We start from the raw sequence: 20,601 nt of genomic DNA on the forward strand, positions 1-20,601 counted from the left end.
GATCATGCCACGATGGTTGAGCATATGGCGCTATGGCACCCTGGTGATGCTGCTCGCTCTGCTGGTCGTGACAGTGCGCGGCGAGGCGAATAGTGTTGCTTCCAGGGCATCTTTTGAGAATCTGCCGCTTGTCTGGCAGCGTGCGGCTCTTCACTCCACCGAACAACGCCCCTCGCTCTTGAGCACGACCCCAGGGCAAACTGCGCCACCTTCGCAGTCGGCCAGGGCGCCAGCGGGGCGGGGGTTGAACGAGCAGCCCTTTCAGGTCTGGATCCCAGTGATCGCCGAGGCACCGGGGCCAAGCGCGAGGGTGCGTTTTGGTGCAGGTCGCAATGGTGACGAACTGCTTGAAGAAGGCACAAGCTTCAGCTTTGGCCTGACGACCCTCTACTATGCTGTCAGCATCACCGACAGCAGCGAGGGCCGCTTTCGCGAAGAATGGATCATCAACGGGCAGCACCAACCAACGCTTGACCGGAGTGGCCTCTTGCCGCAGCCGGAAGGGGGCAATTATCTCAGTGGCATTACGCTCAGCACTGGTGCGCCGCTTCCCATCGGCGCGTATGAGCTCCATATTTTCGTTGATGAGCGCCTGGCGGGGATAGGGCGCTTGCAGGTTCTGCCGTCGCCATAAGAATGCTTTGGACAGAATGTGCTATCATATGCGGAAGCAGCAAAAAGGTGAGAGGACATCATGACGCAGGGGGCAGCTGAATGCCCAGTTGTGCTGGTAGGGCTAAGCGGGGCGGGCAAGTCTACGGTGGGGCCGGTGCTGGCGGCGCGGCTTGGGCGTCCGCTCTGTGATACGGATGCGCTTGTGGCGCACGCGGCTGGCATGCCGGTGCCGACGATTTTTGCGACCCACGGCGAGGCGACGTTTCGTGAGCGCGAGGCTCAGGCGCTCGCTGAGGCGCTTGCGGGTGAACTGGCCGTTGTGGCGACGGGCGGCGGCATTGTGTTGCGACCCGCGAATCGTCAATTGCTGCGCGAGCATGCGTTTGTCGTCTGGCTTGATGCGCCCGATGGGTTGCTGCTGGCGCGCCTGCGCACCGACGCGGAACAACGCCCGCTCCTTGGCGATGAAGCAGCGACCCGCCTCGCCGCGATGCGGGCGGCCCGGGCACCCTGGTATGCCGAGGTTGCCCATGTGACCGTTGAGACAAGTGGGCTCACGCCTGAGACGATTGCCGATCAGATTGTCGCTGCGTATACAGATGCACTGGTGCGTGGGAGACGGAGTTGACTTCATGGCGAGGATTGAGATTCATGCCTGGTATCGCCAGTATCGCAAGCTGAAGGATCAGGCGGCTGATGCGATCTTGCTCTTTCGTTTTGGCGATTTTTATGAGACCTTTGATGATGATGCCAAGCTGATCGCCGAATTGCTTGATGTGACGCTGACCCGCAAAGATTATGCGGTTGACAAGAGCAGGCCCCGTGATCAGCAGAAGCTCTATGCGCCAATGGCGGGGATGCCATACCACGCGGTTGAGCGTTATGTGACCGATCTGGTCGGGCGGGGCTATCGGGTGGCGATTGCCGAGCAGATGACGGAGACCGAGGCATCGCGCAATGATACGCGCCCGCGCTCGGTCTTTGCCTCAGGCTTGCAACAGACGACGCCGACGGAGCACGGCAGCAAGATGGTGCATCGCGAGATTGTCCGGGTGATTACGCCCGGAACCGTCGTTGATAGCTCGATGCTGGCCGCGACAACAAATAATTATCTTGCCGCCGCCCTGGTGGAAGGCGAAGCCATCGGGTTGGCCTATGCCGATCTGAGTACGGGTGAATTTGCGGCGGTTGAATTTCACGGCGAGCGGAGCGCAGCCCAGTTGCACGGTGAGTTGTCGCGCCTCCAGGCTGCCGAGGTGCTCGTGCCCGATCTTGAGAACCTGCGCCTGCCCGAGTTTGCCCCGTCGCAGTCCCGTTTGACCCAGGATCTCGCGCCGATGACCAAAGATGAGCGCGACATGCTCTTGCCCCACGAGCGGGTCGCCCGACGGCTTGACCAGGCGAGTGAGGCGCGCTGGACGCAGGGCCATGTGACGGCTTGGCCAGCCTGGCGCTGGGATCTGCGTGAGGCGACCGAGGTGTTGCTGCGTCAGTTGCGCGTTGGTTCGCTGGCCGCCTTTGGCCTCGATGCGCACCCCCTGGCAACCCGCGCTGCCGGTGCGTTGCTCCAATATGTCCACGAGACACAGCGCCACTATGCGGCCCAACTCAATACGCTGCGCGTCTATACAACAAGCAGTTTTATGCTGCTGGATCCCCAGACCCGCCGCAACCTTGAGTTGCTTGAGCCACAGCGCCAGGGGGCCAAAACGGCCCTGATCAGTGTGCTCGACCGCACGCGTACGCCAATGGGGGCGAGGCTCTTGCGCCGCTGGCTCAATCAGCCGTTGCTGGAACTGGAGCCGCTGCTGGCCCGCCAGGCGGCCGTGGCGCGGTTGGTCGAAGAAACGGTGTTGCGGGCTGCCTTGCGTGAGGCGCTCGGCCCGGTGGGTGACATGGAACGAGCGGTCAATCGCATTGCGCAGGGCACCAGTGTGGCAACCCCGCGTGACCTCGTGCAACTGCGCAGTTCGCTGCGGGCGCTGCCGGCGGTGCTTGCAGCGACTGGCGGTGTCCTCGCTGAGCTCTTGCCAGCGGAGGCAGCGCTCTTCGATGAGCGTGGCACTGACCCTGCGCACGCGGGGGCAGCGGCGTCCGCGGCAGGCGAGGATGATCTCTTTGGGGACGCTGAAGAGGCGGTGGTGGCGCAGCCGCCGCTGCTTGATCCATGTGGCGATCTGCTTGCCCTGCTCGAGGCGGGGCTTGATGATGATCCGCCGGCGCTGCTTGGGGCTTCCAATTATCTGCGGGCTGCCGAAGAGGGCGGCGAACGCCCGCGGCGCGTGATCCGTCCCGGCTTTGACCTGCGGATGGATGCGCTAGTGCAGGCGAGCCGCCACGCGCAGGAATTTATTGATCGGCTTGAGGGCAAAGAGCGCGAGCGTACCGGGATCAAAGCGCTCAAGGTTGGGTATAACAATGTCTTTGGCTACTATATCGAGCTCTCGCGCAACGTGGATGAGCGGCTGATCCCGAAAGATTATGAGCGCAAGCAGACGCTCGTGAGTGCCGAGCGCTATATTACGGCTGAACTGAAAGAGTACGAGCAGATCATTGATCGGGCCAGGTTGCAACTGACCGATCTCGAACGCGATGCCTTCGGGCGGCTGTGCGAGGCGCTGAGCAAAGGCGTTGACCGGCTGCGCAACGCGGCGCGGGCGCTGGCGCACCTCGATGCGATTGCCTCGCTCGCCGAGGCTGCGGTGCGCGGGCGCTATAGTCGCCCGAACCTCGAAGCGAGTACGCGCCTCCAGATTACCGCCGGGCGCCATCCCGTCGTCGAGCAGGTGCTCGAAGATGCGTTTGTCCCCAATGATCTGCGGCTCGATACCGACGAGGCGCAACTGCTGATCATCACTGGCCCCAACATGGCTGGCAAATGTGTGGTCGGTTCGACCCTGGTCTATAGCGAGCACGGCCTGGTGCGGATGGCCGATCTGATGCCACCTGGGGCAGTCGAGGGCACATTTGCGCCCCTTGGAAGAATCGTACAGGGCCTTGCGCAGCCCCGCGAGGCGACCCATTTTTATCGCGGGGGGCATCAGGCGACCATCAGGTTGACCACGCAGCACGGTTTTACGCTTGAGGGCACGCCCGAGCATCGCGTGCGCGTGCGACAACCCGACGGCCACGAGGTGTGGCGCTGTCTCGGCGACCTGCAACCCGGTGACTGGCTCGTCCTCGCATGCGGCATCAATCTCTGGGGGCGTGATCCAACCATTGCCCCGGCCCACGCCTATCAACTCGGGCATAACCTCGGAAGCCGGGGCAAGATTCCGACGGTGACCAGTGGGCGCTGTATGAAGGACGCAAGGTCACACCAGTGCCCTAACGCTTCACAGGTGGATAAGACCTTGCCTACGGCGGCTGATGACAGCCTTGCGCAGGCCCATTCAGAGCGAGATTGTTGCACGGCGACCGCCTCTGCCGAATGTGCCTGTACCCTACCGGATGCGTTGCTCGGTGCGCCCCGCGAGACCATTGTCGCCTTTTTGCAGGGTCTCTGTGCCAGCAAATACGCCTCCTTCAAGCCGTCCGGCATCCTTCAGTGGCTGATGCCATCAGCGACGATTGCGCAGCAGGTCCAACTCTTGCTGCTCAATCTCGGGCTTATTGCGACGGTCGAAGAGACGATGGTTGCGCTGCCGCTCGATGCGTTACCGAATGACGTGCTTTTGCATCACAACCGCAGCCTCCGCGTGCCGAAGCAACGCCCGTTCTATGACCCGGTGGTCAGCCTGACCCCCGGCGAGGCCGAGGTCTATGATCTGTCGGTTGACCACGATCACGCCTATCTTGCCAACGGCCTGGTGAGCCACAACTCGACCTGTCTGCGCCAGGTGGCCTTGATTGTCTTGATGGCACAGATAGGCTCATTTGTGCCCGCTGAAGCTGCAACAATTGGCCTAGTTGACCGAATCTTCACGCGGATCGGGGCGCAAGACGACATCGCGACCGGCCAGAGCACATTTATGGTCGAGATGACCGAAACAGCGGCGTTGCTCTTGCAGAGCACCCGGCGGAGCCTGATCATTCTCGATGAGGTTGGGCGCGGGACTTCGACCTACGATGGCATGGCAATTGCGCGGGCGGTCGTCGAATACATTCACAACGAGCCTCGCCTGCGTTGCCGCACCCTCTTTGCGACGCATTACCACGAACTGACGGCGCTGGAAGAGGTCTTGCCGCGTCTGCGCAACTATCATATGGCGGCGGTCGAACAAGAGGGGCAGGTCGTCTTTTTGCACGAACTGCGCCGGGGCGGGGCCGACCGCTCTTACGGCATTCACGTCGCGCAACTGGCCGGCATTCCCCAGGCCGTGATCGCACGGGCAAGCGCATTGCTGCGTGAACTCGAAGGAGCGCGGAGCAAGCAGTTGGGGAAAGAGTCCGGAGGGCATCCTGCCCCCGGCGAAGCAGGTGCTGAACAGGCGCATCCCGACCCGGCAGCGGGCGTTGCGTCGCCGTCACGAGGGCGCAGCGACGGCGCGACCGCGCCGAGTCTCCCAGTGGAGCAAGGGCCAAGCGACGAGCCCCCTGCCCACGATGAGACAGCAGCAGCGCCAAGAACACGGCCCACGACGCGACCTGCTGAAACAGTGTTGGAACCAGCGCCGGTCGCGCTCAGCGCACCGCCCTACGAAGGGCAACTGAGCCTCTTTGACCTTGCGCCGAGTCCCGTGATCGCCTACCTCCGTCGGCTCAACATCAACGAACTAACCCCTCTCGACGCCCTCAACCGGCTCGCCGAGTTGCAGCGTCTTGCCGGTGAAGAGCGCCGGCCATAGAAGCAGAGACACCATCCTATGTTGCATGTCAAAATCGCAGGGCTTGGCCACTACCTTCCCGAACGCATCGTCACCAGTGCCGAACTTGAAGCTGATTACGGCCTCGAAGCTGGGTGGATCGAGCGGGTCACGGGTATCAAAGAGCGGCGACGGGCGACCCACGAGACAACGGTGCGCATGGGGGCCATTGCGGGGCAGCGTGCGCTGGCTGCCGCAGGGCTTGCCATTGATGACGTTGACCTGATCGTCGCCGCAGCGAGCGGGCGACAACAGGCGATTCCCTGCACCGCCGCCTACCTACAGCGCGAACTTGGCGCACCCGACGGAGGCAGCACCTGTTTTGACATCGATGCCACGTGTCTCAGCTTTCTGGTGGCGCTGCAAAGCGTTGCGCACCTGGTAGCCGCCGGGAGCTACCGGACGGCGCTGATCATCAGCAGTGAGCGCGCAGGCTACGCACTCAACCCCAACCAACCCGAAAGTGCCGTGCTTTTTGGCGACGCGGCGGCGGCGGCGGTGCTTGTTCGCGCGCCCGCCAACGAAGCGAGTGCTGTCGTCTGGGAGCAATTTGCGACCTACAGCAGCGGAGCCGACCTGACGGCGATCCTGGGCGGCGGCACCCTGCACCACCCGAACGACCCGACGACGACCCCAGAGATGAACACCTTTGCGATGAACGGGTCAGCGATCTACAAAAAAGCCGCGCGGCTCTTTGAGCCCTTCTTCGACAGCTTTTGTGTCCGCACTGGCTGGGCGCGCGAAGAGATAGACGCCGTCGTACCCCACCAGGCCAGCGGCCATGCCCTTGAAATCCTCGCCCGGCGTTACGGCTTTCGCCGCGAGCAACTGATCATCAACCTGCCCTCACGGGGCAACTGCATTGCCGCCTCGATCCCACTGGCGCTCGCCGAAGCGGTTGCCGACGGACGGATCGTGCGAGGCAAGCGGGTGGTTCTGCTTGGCACGGGGGCGGGCCTCACCCTGGGGGCGATTGGGGTAATCTTTTAAGCAACCGTTCCGGGTTATACCAATTACACTTGAAGGTGCCACATGGTCATGCTGAGCGCAGCGAAGCATCGCTGCCGTGGGGACGCCTGAGACCCTTCGATCCGCTCCTGAGGAACAAATCTCATGGTCGGAGCGCAACACCTCTGCGGTCATTGCGAACGAAGCCGCAGGCGCAGTGAGGAATCTTCACGGATCTGCATGGAAGACCCCTCACGTTCGTTCGGGGTGACATGGGCGGGCCGGTGCAACAAACTGGTTGCTCACGGTGTCACTGGCCCGCGGGCCATGTGGTACTCAGGGTGACAAGGTGGCCTACTGAACGGTACATGGGGTTAGGGATCAAACGATTCCGGTAAGCTTCTTTTATGGGGTACTGCGAATGCCTATTTTCACCAACGCGACCGGCTGGATCTTGGCAACGACGTCAACTGCGTATGCGCTCGGCTTGAATGACGCCGGGGCGCTCACGCATCGCTACTGGGGACCACGGCTCCCCGCGCTGGCCGATTATCCGCCGCCGCCGAGTCCTGACGGTTGGAGTTCGTTTAACCCTCCGGCCCAACTGACGCCTGAAGAGTACCCCGGCTATACCGGGAACACCTTTGTTGAGCCATGTCTGAAAGTGACGTTTGCCGACGGTGTGCGCAATGTGGTGCTCGGTTATGTGGGGGCGACCGTAGCGTCAGAGCCGCTGCCTACGCTGGCGATCACGCTCGAAGATGGGTTCTACCCTCTGCGCGTCACGCTCTTGTATCGGCTCTATGAAGCCTATGATCTGCTTGAGCGGGCGGTGCGGATCGAGAACCTCGGGACGGAACCGATCCTGATCGAGCGGATCTGGTCGGCGCTCTGGCATCTGCCGCAGTACGGACGTTACCGGCTGCGGCAGATGGTCGGTCGCCATATGGACGAAGCGATCCTGCGGCACGAGCCGCTCAGCGAAGGGGTCAAGCGCCTGGAGAGCCGCCGGCTGGCGAGTAGCCATCACCATAGCCCCTGGTTTGCCGTTGATCGCGATCCGGCAGCAGATCTGGGTCCCGGGGCCGATGAACGCGCTGGGGAGGTCTGGTTCGGGGCGCTGGCCTGGAGTGGCAACTGGCAAATCGCGGCTGAAGTGACCGATTTTGGCTCGACACGCATCGGCATTGGCCTGAATGATTGGGATTTTGCCTGGCGCCTCGGCCCGGGCGAGGCCTTCACGACACCCGTGAGCTACGCCGGCTACACCGCTGCTGGCTTCGGCGCAATGAGCCGCTGCTGGCACACCTTTATCCGTGAGACGATCTTGCCCGGTGCGCGGCAAGTGCAAAAGGTCTTCTACAACTCGTGGGAGGCGACCCACTTTGACGTTGATGAAGCGTCGCAGATGCAACTGGCCGCAATCGCTGCGTCCCTCGGCGTAGAGTTGTTCGTGCTCGACGACGGCTGGTTCGCGGGGCGCAGCGATGACACAGCGGCCCTGGGTGATTGGCGCCCTGATCCGCACAAGTTTCCGCATGGACTGACGCCGCTGATCAGGCGGGTGCATGAACTCGGCATGGCGTTTGGCCTCTGGATCGAACCAGAGATGGTCAGCCCGAAGAGTGAACTCTACCGCACCCATCCCGACTGGGTGCTGCACTTTGCGACCCGTGCCCGCACCGAGAGCCGCCATCAACTGATCCTCAATCTGGCTCGGCCCGAAGTTCAGGACTATCTGATCGCCCAGTTTGATCGCCTGCTGACCGAACACCCGATCGACTTCATCAAATGGGATATGAACCGCAACATCAGCGAGCCAGGCTGGCACGATGCGCCGGGCGAACCGCGTGAAGTGTGGGTACGCTACATCGAAGGCCTCTACCGAGTCTGGGGGGCGTTGCGTGAGCGGCACCCGCAGATTGTCTGGCAGAACTGCTCAGGCGGTGGAGGGCGGGTCGATCTCGGCTTGATGCGGTTGGCCGATCAGTTCCAACTGAGCGACAACATCGATCCAACGCGCTTCCTGGCGATGCAGGAAGGGTTTTCACAGATCTTTCCAGCGAACACGATGCACGCCTGGGTCGCCGATCTGCCTGCCTCGCATCTCTCACTGCGTTTCCGCTTCCATGTCGGCATGTGCGGCATCCTGGGCCTTGGTGGGCACCTGGTGCGCTGGACGGCAGAGGAGCGAGCGGAAGCGGCGGCATTGATCGCCCATTACAAAGCGATCCGCACGATCGTCCAGTTCGGTGAATTATACCGGCTACGCTCACCGCAGCGCCACGCCTTCGCGGCGGTACTATACGTCGCGCCAGATCGATCCGAAGCAGTGCTGTTTGCCTTCCGCACCCACCTGCCGGCGCAGACGCGGCTACCGCCGCTGCGCTTGCAAGGGCTTGACCCGCAGCGAAGCTACAGCATCGAAGGTCAGCCCGAAGTGCGCTCGGGCGCGGCATGGATGCACCTCGGGATCGATCTGAGTCTCGGCGATTTCGAGAGTTGTGTGGTGGGGATACGGCAGGTGTGACAGCCATACCATTCAAATAAGGCGTTTTTTGACGCAAAGGCGCAAAGGCGCAAAGTTTTGAGCGGAGGTGCGCTCACCCTTCGCGCCTTCGCGCCTTCGCGTGAGCTTATTTGCAAGGTATTGGGGCTAGAGGGGAAACCGAGCGGGGAGCATTGGTCGCCCGGCGTGATGAGACACGCTAAGAACTAGCGCAAGCAGTTTTTCTTGCCGTTCGTTACTAAGACAGTGAGGTCAATTGTCTGCCCAGTGAACGGGCGGTGAAGGAAAATATTATGTCTACCCGTCGCGTTAGCACGCGCAACCCACTTCTTATGATTATCATCGCCGTACTCGTGCTTGCCGGGCTAGGCGGCGGTGCATACTGGTATATCGCCCAGCAGCAAGCGCTTCAGGCTGCGGCGACGGCAACCGAGGTTGCGCAGACAAGCGTAGCCCAACAGGGAACACTGGTGGCGCAGCAGGCGACGAGCGAGGCGGAAACACAAGCAACCGCGACAGCTCAGGCTCTTGTTGCCGCCCGCGATGCCGAGCTCGAGCGTCAGTACCAGGCGGGGGTAGCCTACCAGACTGTGCAGGACTACACCCAGGCACGGGCCGTCTTCCAGTCAGTGATCGAGGTCAACCCCAGCTACAAGGATACTGCCGACCGTCTAGGCCAGATCAACGAAGCAGAGGCCGATGCCTACTACCAACAAGGAATCGCCTCGTACCGTGCGGCACAATGGGCCGACGCCATCGAGCAGTTTGACCGTGCGCTGACGATCATCCCCAACTACAAAGACGCCGCAACCCAACGCGCCGAAGCGCGCCGTCGGTTCAACGCCACCCCGACCCCGACGCTCACCCCGACGCTGGCCCCAACCCCGACGCCCAACCCCGACGCCACGCCTACGCCCGACATCACGCCCACTCCTGAGCCTCCCAGCGCGAGTGCGGAAGAAACAGCAACGACGAAGCCCACGGGCAATGTGGCCTTCCGTGATGACTTCAATGCGACCATGCGCGAGGAGTGGGAGCCTATTCGCAGTGGGTTGGCGGTTGTCGATGGCAAGCTCGTAGGCAGTGAGGGTTTACTCATCTACAAACCTAGCGGTGACAATCACATCATTACGACAAATGTTACGGGAAAGATGTTTGCCGTGATCTTTCGCTTTACTGACACCGAGGGCTATGCATTTTTCTGCGATCAAGGAGACTGCGAGTGGCGCAAGTTTATAAAAGCAGACCCTAATAATGCGTATGGTTATGGTAACCGTTTCACTTCTCTTTCTAGTGTGGTTAGTAGTGCCGCACTCAAAGAAACCAGACCGCATACCCTGACGATTGAGGTTCGTGGCAACAACTTCCTTGCTTTAGTTGACGGCGAGCCGCTCAGCAGCATCCTCGATAACACCCACGCCACTGGCGGTGCCGGGCTGTGGGCTGGGGAGCCGACTGTATTTGACAGCTTCGAGGTCGAGTTACTGCCGTAAGCCTACGCAGATCTTCTGCACAGGCACTGACAGCCGCTGGGTGCCCGCGTGCGCGGGCATGACCATGCGGGCCGACGCACCCGGGATGCGCCGCTGGGTGCCCGCGTGCGCGGGCATGACATGTGTTCAATTCATTCATACAATCTTCATCAGCGTTTACTTCTAGACGCAGCGCCGCTGGGGTTATTGTGGCGCGGGAGCCGTGAGCGTTTGCAGCTGCCCGGCGGCGTACGCATGGCTGATGCGTTCTTGTTCGAGCCGCAGGTTGGTCTGGACTAGGTTGGCATAGACGGCTTGTTCGTCGGGGGTTAATTGGGGGAGGTCGGCTATTGGGGAGGGCGTTCCGGCGACGGCAAAGGCGCGGAAGGTTTCGAGGGTTGCGGCGTCCATCATGAGTGATGAGGCCTGGGGGAAGAGCGCACGGAGCCGGGCGAGCAACTGAAAGCCCTGGGCGTCAAGGTCGCCCCAGTACCAGATGCGGCAGTGGGCGAGCCAGGGGAGCTGTTGTAGGAGTTCGACTTGGAAGCCACTGCCAAAGATGGCGAGGGTCGCCGGTCGGTGCGGTAGCGTGAGAAAGACCATTTTGTTTTCGACAATGATGGTGTCAAGGCCAGCGCATGGCAGGGCGGCAAGCTCCGTTACCGGGGCGGCGAGATCGGTGAGCGGCAGCCCCAGGCGCTCGCCGAGCGATGGATCGAGCAGGCGGAGGCGTACCAGTGGCACATCATACCGCAGGCCGTAACGTTGTTCGAATTGCCTTTTGGTTAGGTCAATCTCGGTTTCAGGCAGAAGCACGTCGAGCAAGCGGGCGATGATCCCGGTGTGCTGTTCGATGAATTTGGTATGCACGGCAATGGGGAGTTCGCGGAGGTAACGTGCGGGGCGCGGGTTGGCGCGAAAATAGGTACCGACCCGTAGCAGATCTGGCCATAGGCCATGGTGTTCGATCACATGCTGCGGATTGGCAACGAGCCACGCTTCAAGCTCGGGCAGGGTGGCACGGATCAAGGCTACGTCGTCCATCAATGCGGCAAACTCTTCGCGTTTGCCCGCCAGGAACAACAGATCGTCAGCAGAGGCGATATGGATGCGCTGCGGCAGGGATTGCTGTCCAAACGCCCGCGTGGTGCGGACCTGGAGTTCAACGGTGTATCCCGCACCGCGCTGCGCTTGCGCCCCCTGCAACAGTACCTCGACGGCGCGTTGCAACGCACGATAGTCGGGAGGCAGACCACCCACCGGAAGATCGAGCGGAGTAAAGGGTTCGCCACGGAGCCAGGCCCGCACAAACGGGAGATAGGCCCGGTTCGCCTTGACGGCGATCTCGTCGGGCGTGATCATCGCTCGGCTCGCGACAACTGGGCAAACGCCGCTTTTTGCTCGTAATACTCGCGGATCGTCAGATTGACGACCCGCGAGTCGTTCTCGTCAAGCGTATTGCTGACAAAGTGGCACGCTTCAATATATGGTTCGACCACATGGGTTTTGTCGAGCGGTGTCACCACAAGGAGTTGCAGGTTCAACTGTTTGAAGAGGTTCATCGCATAGCGTGCGTTGTCTTCGTCGGATTTGCTAAAGGCTTCGTCAACCACCACAAAGCGGAAGGTGCGTGCGCGGCGTTCGTCCTGACCAAGCCCGTACTGATAGGCGATGGCCGAGGCCAGAATGGTATAGGCGAGTTTGGCCTTTTGCCCACCCGACTTGCCCGATGAGTCCGAATAGAAATTCTTCTCCTTATCGTCCTCACGGTACCGCTCCTCGGCGGCAAAATCGAGCCAGTTGCGCACATCAGAGACCTTGCTTGTCCAGCGTTCCTCGGTTTCGAAGCGTTCAATGAGGGCGCGGATGCGCTGAAAACTTATTTCGTTGGACTCGGCAGTGCGCTGACCAACATCGGGAATGCAGGCGCGCAGTTGGCGACGAAAGTCCTGGACTTCGGTGTCCCGCGTCTGGTCGGCACGCAGGCGGATATAGGTCGCCGGGGTGTAGTCAATCATTTGCAACGAGCGGTTGAGGGTTGCGATGCTCGCACGGATCGTATCAGTCTGTTGCTCAAGCGCCGTGTGAAAGCCAATAATTGAGTCGACGACTTTGCCATCAAGCCACTGTTTGAAGCGCTGGCGATAGACTGGCAGGTCGTCGCGTTCGATCCGTTCGCACATCCGCCGACATTCGCCAACTGCCGCAAGCGAGTTGTCGAGGTCAACGGTCTCGGCGGGGTAATCCCGTTTGAAGTTGACAATCTGGGCGATGACGCTGTTTTCCAATTTGCTGAGGTTGCTCCCGAGACTACGGGCACTATTGTTATAGAAGCGCTCGCTTTCGCTCTGTTGCTGGTCAATTGTCTCGAGGGTGAGCGTTTTGCCCTTCAGATCCGCCTCGATCCTGGCAAGCGCTGGCTCGTGCGCCGTCGCTGGGGGGCCAATCTGGGCAATGCAGGCGGCACGCTGCTGCTCAAAGCGCTTGAGATCGCTTTCACGCGTGCCGATCAGTTGCTGGATCTGTTCAAGCTGCCGATCATCAGCGGCAATCTGGTTGATCAGCGCCTCACGCTGCCGCTGCAACTGTTGCAAGTGGTCGGCAGTCGCTTCAAGTTCGCGCTGCTGTGCTTCAAGCGCGGTGATCTGCTGCTGGTCGGCGCGCCAGTCCAGTTCGGTGTAATGGTCGAAGGCGAGCAGATCGCGCAAGCCCTGGAGGCGCTGCTGCCATGCGCGGCGCTGCTGCTCATTGGTTTGAAGCGCCGCCCGTACCGTCTGGAGTTCGCGTTCGCGGGCTTGCAATTCGCGTTTGAGCGCCGCGATCTTGTCACGGTTATCCCAGCCAAGCACATACCGGGTGCGGTCATGCAGGGCAAACCGATCATCCTTTTCGTGGCGCGAAGCCCCGCTCTTGATCTGGCCGTTGAGGCTCAGCGCCCGACGCTCGCGCTGGAACTGTTCGATCTGATCGCAACAGACATAATTCCAGTGCTCAATCAGATCGCCTTTGAGCCAATCGTGCATGGCGCTACCGGGCTTGATCTCGAGTTTGAAGATCAGGGCATCGGCATCGAGGCCGGCGGTCGTCGGGGGAACACGGCGCTCGGTGACGCGGTGATAGACCAGGCGGCCACGCAGGTTGGCCCCATCAACATACCCGGCAACCCGTCGGTAGTGGGCTTCGGTGACGAGCAATTGCCGCCCGTAGCCGCGCAGCAACCGCTCGATCGCCCCTTCCCAGGCCTTTTCGCTGTCCCGGACTTTCAGCAACTCCCCGACAAAGGGCATCTCTTCCTCAGCAAGATCGAGGGCATCGGCAAGTTCGGCGCGTAGCCGCAAATCCTCCGACGGAATCCGGCTTTTGCGCTGCTGCAACGAGCTAATTTCATGCTGAAGCTGTTGGCGTTCAGCCGCTAGCCGCCCCTCCTCCTGCTTGATGGTATCTCGCGCAACTTCGAGCTTGTGCAGATCCTCGTCAATGAGCGGCAACTTCTGGCGACTGAGCCGAAGCATGTTCACAAAGGCAGCCTCGTCGGTGAGCGCAGGAATGTCGAGAGCCGCGGCGATGCGATTGTAGCGTTCGGCCCGCTTCTGACGATCGACCATGCGTTCCTGCACCCGGGCGCACTCTTGTTTGAGCGATTCGAGGCGTTGCCCAAGCTGATCATTGGTGATCGCAGCGTAGAGATCGCGTTCCTGCTGGCGCTGGCTAGCAAGTTGCGCCTGGAGCACCATCCGGTGCGAGGCATGCTCGGCGAGGTCAGCCCGTGCCACGGCAATGGCCCGTTCGAGCAGATCGAGCTTGCGGCGGGCGAAGAAACGGGGCACCTGTTCGGCGCAGCGCTCGGCTTCAACGATGCGCGCCTGGAGTTGGGCGTGCTGTTCGGCCTCGCCCAGCAGCAGACGCAGGCGCACAAGTTGCTGCTCGGCCTTGGCAATTGCATCGTGGGCACTGGTCAGGTTCTTATAGTGCTCGCGCAGCAGATCGATGCGCCCCTGGGCGTCGGTCTTTTCCAGCATATGCTGGCGCACAAACGTATTCAGCCCGCCAATCTCTTTGATCGCCACGGTCTGATTGAAGAGATCGAGCGCCTTTTCTGAGCGCAGGCCAAAGCGTTTGAGAAAATCGCGGCTGTAGCGGGCGAACTCGTCATAGACTTCGGCCCCCAGGTTGCGCAGGGCGCGCTTGATCTCATCGGCCTTCGCAAGCTGGAAATGCTCAACAATCGAGAGCGAGCGCGGCGCAACACAATAGATCTTCTTGAGCTCATCATCCTTGCCAAAGAAGAGCACCTGAGCCAGCGTCACCGTCTGCCCGGCCTGTTCATGCCTGAAGCACGCCAGCAAGACACTGTAGCTCTTTTTGTCGCGCAAGTACTGCACAACCCCGTGGTGGCTCTCAAGATCCTTGATGCGACCATACGCGCCACGGACATAGGTGCGCTCATCGCGCTCCTTCTTCTGCGAGCCCGAGGCCTGGTTGTAGCTACGCGGGCGGGGAGGCACCAGCAGCGTCAAGAGCGCATCGACAAGCGTTGATTTGCCCGAGCCATTCGCCCCTGTCAGCAGGGCCGTGCCCCCGTGCGGTTCAACAGTCCAGACTCGTTCATGAAACGTACCCCAGTTATAGACTTCAAGGCGCTGCAGGCGAAAGCCCTCACGTGATTGGGGTTGCTCATCAAGCATCGGTAGCTGCATACTGCTCCAGTCGCGCAAGCACCTCGGCCAGGATTTCAGAGCCAATGCGGGCCTTGATGACAGGCCGAACCTCGTAGCGGGCCTCGTTGGCAAGCCGCCGCAGAAAGCCGAGCTCGACCACGCGGCTGGCCGTTTCGTCAATTTTCCGCACGAGGGCGCGTTCATCGCCGCGTTCACGCAGGAAGGGACGCATCATCTCATACAGATCATCGCTCGTCAGGATCAGACGGTCGGCCTCGGGCGTACTTGCCTCAAACTGATCAATGCGTTCGCGCAACAGCGCACACATCAAGGTCACATAATAGGTCAAGCGATCGCGTCGCGTCAAGCGCGGCAGCGTAAGCTTCTCGCCCTCTTCACCCTCGAGTTCAGGTTGACGCAAAAACGCGTACCCATCGGTCTCATGCAACACCAATTCCAGCCCGATCTTCGCCAGATAGTCGCGCACCGGCGTTTCATGGTGCAGCAAGAGATTCCAGGTACCAGGATCATCGGCGGAAAGGACGCCCTGCAACAGGCGAATCACAGCGGGGGCATACGGGGCAAGCTGCTCAGGACGCATAGGCACTCCGAAAAGTAACGCGGGGCACGGCAAGCTCGCGTTCGGCGAGCTCGGGAGTCGTTGGCAACGTGATCAGATCGGTAAGCTCATCTTCAATCGAATGACGCGGATCGCGGCTCGCCAGCGAAAGATACGCGATCACCTCGGCCAGCCCTTTTTCAGCCGGATAAGCCACAAGCACCTCGGCCAGCGTACACGAAGGCTGCGTGGCAAGCAGCGTCTCGATGCGTTGCTGGAGCTTCTGCTCGTCCACATAAAACTGGCGATACAAAACATCAATGCTCAACTCAGCGTCGAGTTCACCCGTTGCCTGGGGCTGGGCCGTAAAAACCGTCGCCACATTCGGCTCCCAGAGGGGGCGTTCCAGCGGCACATTGACCTCAGGCGAACCTTCGAGCACCAGCAACGAACCCTCGGGAGGCGGCGCATCGGCCAGGCGTGCCGCGTGCCGCTTGATCGCATCAATCAACTCGCGCACGCGGCGACTCTCGGCCAGCGCCCGATCGTTGAGCAAACGGCGCAGTTGCTCGGCGAGGCGATGGTTCGACTGCACAATCTTTTCGCCGGCCTCGAGCAACGCCGGCGTCATCCGATAGAGCAGCGGATGGGAAGGGGCCAGATCGCTCAGCGCCGGCAAGCCATAGACCTGATCGAGCAAATGGCGCAATGTATCCTGTTGATCAGGCACCGTCAGAAACTCCCAGAACGCATAGAAACTCTGGCCCTGGTCAGAAGCGTGCAACGCCTCATCTGCATCGAGCACATAGCCCACAACCGAACCCTTGCGGGCCTCGGGATGGAGTTGTTGTTCTTGCACATTGCGGGCAATCGCCCGGAAATTCTGTTCAACGGCGGCAAAATCGCGCAACAACTGGCGCGCCACCTCACCCGCCTGCAGAAACCGCTCTCTAATCTGGGTTGAAGTCAGCGCCTCAACGCGACCCGTCTCACGGATCCGGGTCATCTCGGCCTCAATCGCCGCACGCTCCTGCGCGAGTTGAGCCAAGCGCTGTTCAACATCTTCGGTACTCCGCACCGCGATCTCTTCAAGCAACTGAAAGATCGACAAAAAGCGCGACTCAGTCCCAACAAACTCGCGGCGATACAAATCCTCAACCCAACCCAAGGCGCGCTCGGCCTCGGCAGTCAATTCAACGGTTGTTGCGTCGTCGCTCCCGCGGACAATAATGCGAATAAGCTGATGTTCATCATCACTCCACTGCTTGAGATACGCCGCCGCACTGAGCGGATAGAGCCCGGGATGGCGTTCATTCAGCGTCTCAAGGGCCGTCTCCAGCCGATCAAGCAGGGCGGCATAGGGCACAGCAGCGTGCTGTTCGGACTTAAAGGCACAATACAAAAAACTCACCATCAACGGCGCATGCGGACTCTTCAACATCCGGACACTTGCCGCCTGGCGCAGATCAAATTGAAGTTGATCGTGATCCATCATGCCTGCTGCTCGACTCCCATCTTCCAGCTATCCTCCCATTGTACCGCATGGTGCGCTTGGTTGCTTGTGCAGCAGGGATGCACCCAGGGCGATTGCATCATACGAAACCGGATACAAACATACGCGCTATGTGGCAGCATGTGCATGCAACCAGCGGCGCAAACGGCGGTACCCCTTGCGGGCACCCGCAAGGGGTGCCCGCAAGGGGCACCCGCAAGGGGTGCCCCTACAGGGCCGGGGGCCGGGCCCGGTGTACGGGCACCCGCAAGGGGTGCCCTGGTGGGGCGCATGCACGGAAGTTTGAGGGAAGTGCATGCGCAGCTTTACGCCTTTACGTCAACACGGACCAAAAGACAACGCTGGCGGCTGATTGGGCTACCCCTGAAAATTCTCCATCTACCTGCGCTTCGATGAGGACAAAATCTACCTGATGGGCGAAGGGGCAACGTAGCCTCAACGGTATCCCTCACGCTGTCAGGGATACTCCTGACACTCCATGCGGAATTTTTCGGCTACCGGCGCTGGCGCATAGCCGCTATACTCAAGAGTACAAGCCACATTCCCTATCGCAATTTAAACGTATATCCAACGGCGTATGCCGTTGAAAGGGCAAATCGATGATTAATCTTCTTGTATGGCTCATCGTCGGCGCGGTGATCGGTTGGGCTGCGGGTCTCGTGCTGGGCGACCGCAACAGTGTCTTGGTCAATATCATTGTTGGCATCGTGGGTGCCATGATCGGTGGGCTTCTCTTTGGTGGACCAACGATTAACGAGAGTGCCCTAAATCTGACCGCGATGCTCATCTCGCTGGTTGGCGCGATCATTCTTCTCGGCGTGGTCAATCTTGTTCGCCGTGGACGCCTGGCATAGGACGATAAAACGGAGGTTGTGGTGCGTCTCAACCTCCGTGTCCGCATATTGTTGCTGCGCCGGATCGCTAGAACGATGCGGCGCAGCGCTAGAGAAAGGACTCGACAATGAGCAACGGAACCGAACGGGTGAAGGGTAAAGCAGAGGAAATCAAGGGAGCCGTGAAGGCGACTGTCGGCGATGTGGTTCATAACGAACAGTTAGAGGCGGAAGGCCATGCCGAGCAGGTTGAAGGTCAGGCTCGCCAGAACCGCGCGAAGGCGGAGGAGCGGGTCAAGGGCACGGGCGAGGAGCTCAAGGGCGAGACCAAAGACGCTGTTGGCGGCCTGATTGGCGACGATCACATGAAGGCGGAAGGCAAGGCGGAAGCCCAGAAGGGCAAAGCTCGCCAGAACGTCAATAAATAGGGATAATCACATGCCACGCGGCGGTTCTGCTCCTCAGACCCGTCGCGTCGCAAAGGCTGGCCAGCAGGCTCTGCGCACAGGATGATGCGCTGTATGTGTGCCAGAGCGCAAGAAAAGGAAAGTCCTATGCAAAATCTTGTTACATCGCTCCGCTGCAGCAACTGCGGCACGCCGCTGGATCTGCCTGCCAAGGGTACATTTGGCGTTGTCTGCCCGGTCTGCCAACTCCTCAACACCTTTGGTGTGCTCCTCCCCGATTCCGACCTCACCGCCGAGACGTTTGAGGCACAGCTTGGTGTTCTAGTCGCCCAGGCCCGCACAAGCGGTATCCCGCTCGATGTCATTGTTCACACCCTGCGCGACGAGCTAGAGTTCTCGGCTGAGCTGGCGAGCCGTGGGCGGGATTTGTATGTGCAGATCGTCGATCTTGGCCCCAGCATAAGCCAACCCCTGCGTCGATCCCAGCGTGACGAGAGCGCCATGCTGCGCGGCCGCAGCGTCGGAGGCTAGGGGGCTACTTTGCAAAGAAGGTGGTTTTTTTGACGCAACGGCGCAAAGGTTTTCGTGTAGGTGCGCTCATCCTGCGCGGCTTGGCGTGCGCTTCTTTGAACGGTATTGAGGGTAGGGGGGGGCGCAGGCCCCAAACATACTTATTTTGCTCGTGGCCGACATGACCAGCTTTACTGGCCATGTCGGCCACGAGGGATGGCGAGAATCTCAGGAGAACCGAATGCAGAGACAGATCATCCAGACCACCTCAATTTGGCACGACGGCTTCAATCTTCCCACGTATAGCCCGCTGACCACGGATCTGCGCATCGCAGTTGCAGTCGTGGGTGCAGGGATCGCGGGCCTCTCGACCGCCTATCAACTCGCCAAGCGTGGCATCCAGGTTGCGGTTTTCGACGACGGGCCGATCGGTGGTGGCGATACCGGCAACACCACCGCCCAGCTGACTGGTATGCTCGACAAGGGCTACGCCGAGACCGAATATCTGCGCGGTACCGATGGCACGCGCCTGACCGCTGAGAGCCATCTTGCCGCAATCGACATGATCGAGCGCATCATTCCGCGACGAGGCAATCGCCTGCGACTTTGCCCGCATGGATGGTTACCTCTTCCTCGCCCCAGGCGGCGAGTTGCGCACCCTCACTGAGGAGCGCGACGCCGCCCAACGCGCTGGGCTCAACGATGTCGCGCTGCTCAGTGAAGGGGTCACGCTTGGCAACGTGCGCCTCAGCCCGGCCCTGCGCTTTCCACACCAGGCCCACTTTCACCCACTGAAGTATCTCGCCGGGCTCTGCCACGGGATCGAGCGTATGGGCGGCCAGATCTTCTGCGGCACACACATCACGCGCGTGAACGCCGAGGCGATCGTCACACTCGAGACCACTGACGGCCCGGTGATCCGCGCCGACTCGGTGGTGCTGGCGACCCATATGCCGATCGACGACACGCTCGGCTACTCGTTGCGGATCTTCCCCGCGCTCACCTATGTGATCGGCCTCCACATCCCCACCGGCAGCCTGCCAAACTTTCTGGCCTTTGACACGGCCGACCCCTATCACTACGTCCGCATCCAGGCCGCAGAAGATCACGACGTGCTGATCGTTGGCGGTGAGGATCATAAGACGGGCCAGGCCGATGATATGGATGCACGCTACCAGCGCCTCGCACAGTGGGCCCGCACGCAATTTCCGCTGGCCGGTGAAGTGCTCTACCGCTGGTCGGGTCAGGTGGCGAACTCCTTCGACGGCCTGGCGCTGATGGGGCATGATCTGGTCTCGCCGCACGTCTACGTGATCACCGGGCAGACCGGCATCGGCATGACCCACAGCACCATCGGTGCCATGATCATCGCCGACCAGATTGTCGGAATTCCCAATCCATGGGCGGAACTCTACGCGCCGGGGCGGGCGACGGGGCATAGCTTCGGCGAGGTCGTAAGCGAGGGGCTGAATGTGCTGTCGCAGTATACCGATCTGCTCAAGGGCGGTGAAGTCGCCTCCGCGACCGAGATCCCTGCCGGGAGCGGGGCCGTAGTCGGCTGGGGGCCGATGAAGGTAGCCACCTACCGCGATGACCAGGGGAGGCTCCACCACTGCTCGGCGCTCTGCACCCACCTTGGCTGTGTCGTGGCGTGGAACGACTCCGCGAAGACCTGGGACTGTCCGTGCCATGGCTCACGCTTCGACAGCTATGGCACGGTGATCAACGGCCCCGCTCCCAGCGATCTTCTCCCAGCTGAGGAGTGAGCATTA

Annotated in this window: 15 protein-coding genes; 11 read left to right on the plus strand and 4 right to left on the minus strand. The window is 61.1% G+C overall.

Going from position 1 to position 20,601, the window contains the following annotated elements; translation table 11 throughout:
* Positions 1 to 4: 4 nt before the first annotated feature.
* The 6 genes from EYB53_RS01290 to EYB53_RS01320 all read left to right on the plus strand — a co-directional run bounded on the left by EYB53_RS01290 (position 5) and on the right by EYB53_RS01320 (position 10,370).
* Positions 5 to 634 carry a hypothetical protein gene (locus tag EYB53_RS01290; RefSeq protein WP_135475903.1) on the plus strand — a complete coding sequence of 210 codons (630 nt, stop codon included), beginning with the start codon at positions 5 to 7 and terminating at the stop codon, positions 632 to 634.
* A 60-nt stretch (positions 635 to 694) separates the two neighbouring features.
* Entirely contained in the window at positions 695 to 1,243 is a 549-nt protein-coding gene (locus EYB53_RS01295; RefSeq protein ID WP_135475906.1) for a shikimate kinase, read from the plus strand.
* Between the two features lie 4 nt (positions 1,244 to 1,247).
* Positions 1,248 to 5,402 carry a DNA mismatch repair protein MutS gene (gene mutS, locus EYB53_RS25465; protein ID WP_371879046.1) on the plus strand — a complete coding sequence of 1,385 codons (4,155 nt, stop codon included), beginning with the start codon at positions 1,248 to 1,250 and terminating at the stop codon, positions 5,400 to 5,402.
* 18 nt (positions 5,403 to 5,420) lie between these two features.
* A complete protein-coding gene (locus tag EYB53_RS01310) occupies positions 5,421 to 6,410 on the plus strand; it encodes a 3-oxoacyl-ACP synthase III family protein (RefSeq protein WP_135475908.1) in 990 nt (329 codons plus the stop codon).
* 379 nt (positions 6,411 to 6,789) lie between these two features.
* On the plus strand, positions 6,790 to 8,898 hold the full coding sequence (locus EYB53_RS01315) for an alpha-galactosidase (RefSeq protein WP_135475911.1): 2,109 nt from the start codon (positions 6,790 to 6,792) through the stop codon (positions 8,896 to 8,898).
* Between the two features lie 272 nt (positions 8,899 to 9,170).
* Positions 9,171 to 10,370, plus strand: a complete 1,200-nt coding sequence (locus EYB53_RS01320; protein ID WP_135475913.1) for a hypothetical protein — start codon at positions 9,171 to 9,173, stop codon at positions 10,368 to 10,370.
* A 183-nt stretch (positions 10,371 to 10,553) separates the two neighbouring features.
* On the opposite strand, the gene EYB53_RS01325 is transcribed toward EYB53_RS01320, so the two are convergent.
* Genes EYB53_RS01325 through EYB53_RS01340 form a run of 4 tightly spaced genes read right to left on the minus strand, consistent with a single transcriptional unit; the run spans position 10,554 to position 17,061 of the window.
* On the minus strand, positions 10,554 to 11,711 hold the full coding sequence (locus tag EYB53_RS01325; protein ID WP_135475915.1) for a Wadjet anti-phage system protein JetD domain-containing protein: 1,158 nt from the start codon (positions 11,709 to 11,711) through the stop codon (positions 10,554 to 10,556).
* Positions 11,708 to 15,046, minus strand: a complete 3,339-nt coding sequence (locus tag EYB53_RS01330) for an ATP-binding protein (protein WP_135475917.1) — start codon at positions 15,044 to 15,046, stop codon at positions 11,708 to 11,710. Before EYB53_RS01330 ends, EYB53_RS01325 begins: the two co-directional genes overlap by 4 nt.
* Positions 15,027 to 15,608: a DUF4194 domain-containing protein gene (locus EYB53_RS01335; protein ID WP_135475919.1), complete on the minus strand. Its 582-nt coding sequence runs from the start codon at positions 15,606 to 15,608 to the stop codon at positions 15,027 to 15,029. Before EYB53_RS01335 ends, EYB53_RS01330 begins: the two co-directional genes overlap by 20 nt.
* Entirely contained in the window at positions 15,598 to 17,061 is a 1,464-nt protein-coding gene (locus EYB53_RS01340; RefSeq protein WP_135475921.1) for a DUF3375 domain-containing protein, read from the minus strand. Before EYB53_RS01340 ends, EYB53_RS01335 begins: the two co-directional genes overlap by 11 nt.
* 617 nt (positions 17,062 to 17,678) lie before the next feature.
* Between EYB53_RS01340 and EYB53_RS01345 the strand changes: the two genes are divergently transcribed.
* The 5 genes from EYB53_RS01345 to EYB53_RS01365 all read left to right on the plus strand — a co-directional run bounded on the left by EYB53_RS01345 (position 17,679) and on the right by EYB53_RS01365 (position 20,595).
* Positions 17,679 to 17,933: a GlsB/YeaQ/YmgE family stress response membrane protein gene (locus tag EYB53_RS01345; RefSeq protein WP_216863535.1), complete on the plus strand. Its 255-nt coding sequence runs from the start codon at positions 17,679 to 17,681 to the stop codon at positions 17,931 to 17,933.
* Positions 17,934 to 18,040: 107 nt separating this feature from the next.
* Positions 18,041 to 18,340: a CsbD family protein gene (locus EYB53_RS01350; protein ID WP_135475923.1), complete on the plus strand. Its 300-nt coding sequence runs from the start codon at positions 18,041 to 18,043 to the stop codon at positions 18,338 to 18,340.
* A gap of 126 nt (positions 18,341 to 18,466) precedes the next feature.
* Positions 18,467 to 18,850, plus strand: coding sequence for a hypothetical protein (locus EYB53_RS01355; protein ID WP_135475926.1), 384 nt, complete (start codon positions 18,467 to 18,469; stop codon positions 18,848 to 18,850).
* 220 nt (positions 18,851 to 19,070) lie between these two features.
* Positions 19,071 to 19,496, plus strand: a complete 426-nt coding sequence (locus EYB53_RS01360) for an FAD-dependent oxidoreductase (protein WP_167857193.1) — start codon at positions 19,071 to 19,073, stop codon at positions 19,494 to 19,496.
* Positions 19,444 to 20,595 (plus strand): FAD-dependent oxidoreductase, encoded by a 1,152-nt coding sequence (locus EYB53_RS01365; RefSeq protein WP_135475930.1) that lies wholly within the window; start codon positions 19,444 to 19,446, stop codon positions 20,593 to 20,595. The genes EYB53_RS01360 and EYB53_RS01365 overlap by 53 nt, the downstream gene beginning before the upstream one ends.
* Positions 20,596 to 20,601 lie beyond the last annotated feature (6 nt).

Origin of the sequence: Candidatus Chloroploca mongolica (assembly GCF_004762035.2) — a bacterium.
GTDB classification, from domain to species: domain Bacteria; phylum Chloroflexota; class Chloroflexia; order Chloroflexales; family Chloroflexaceae; genus Chloroploca; species Chloroploca mongolica.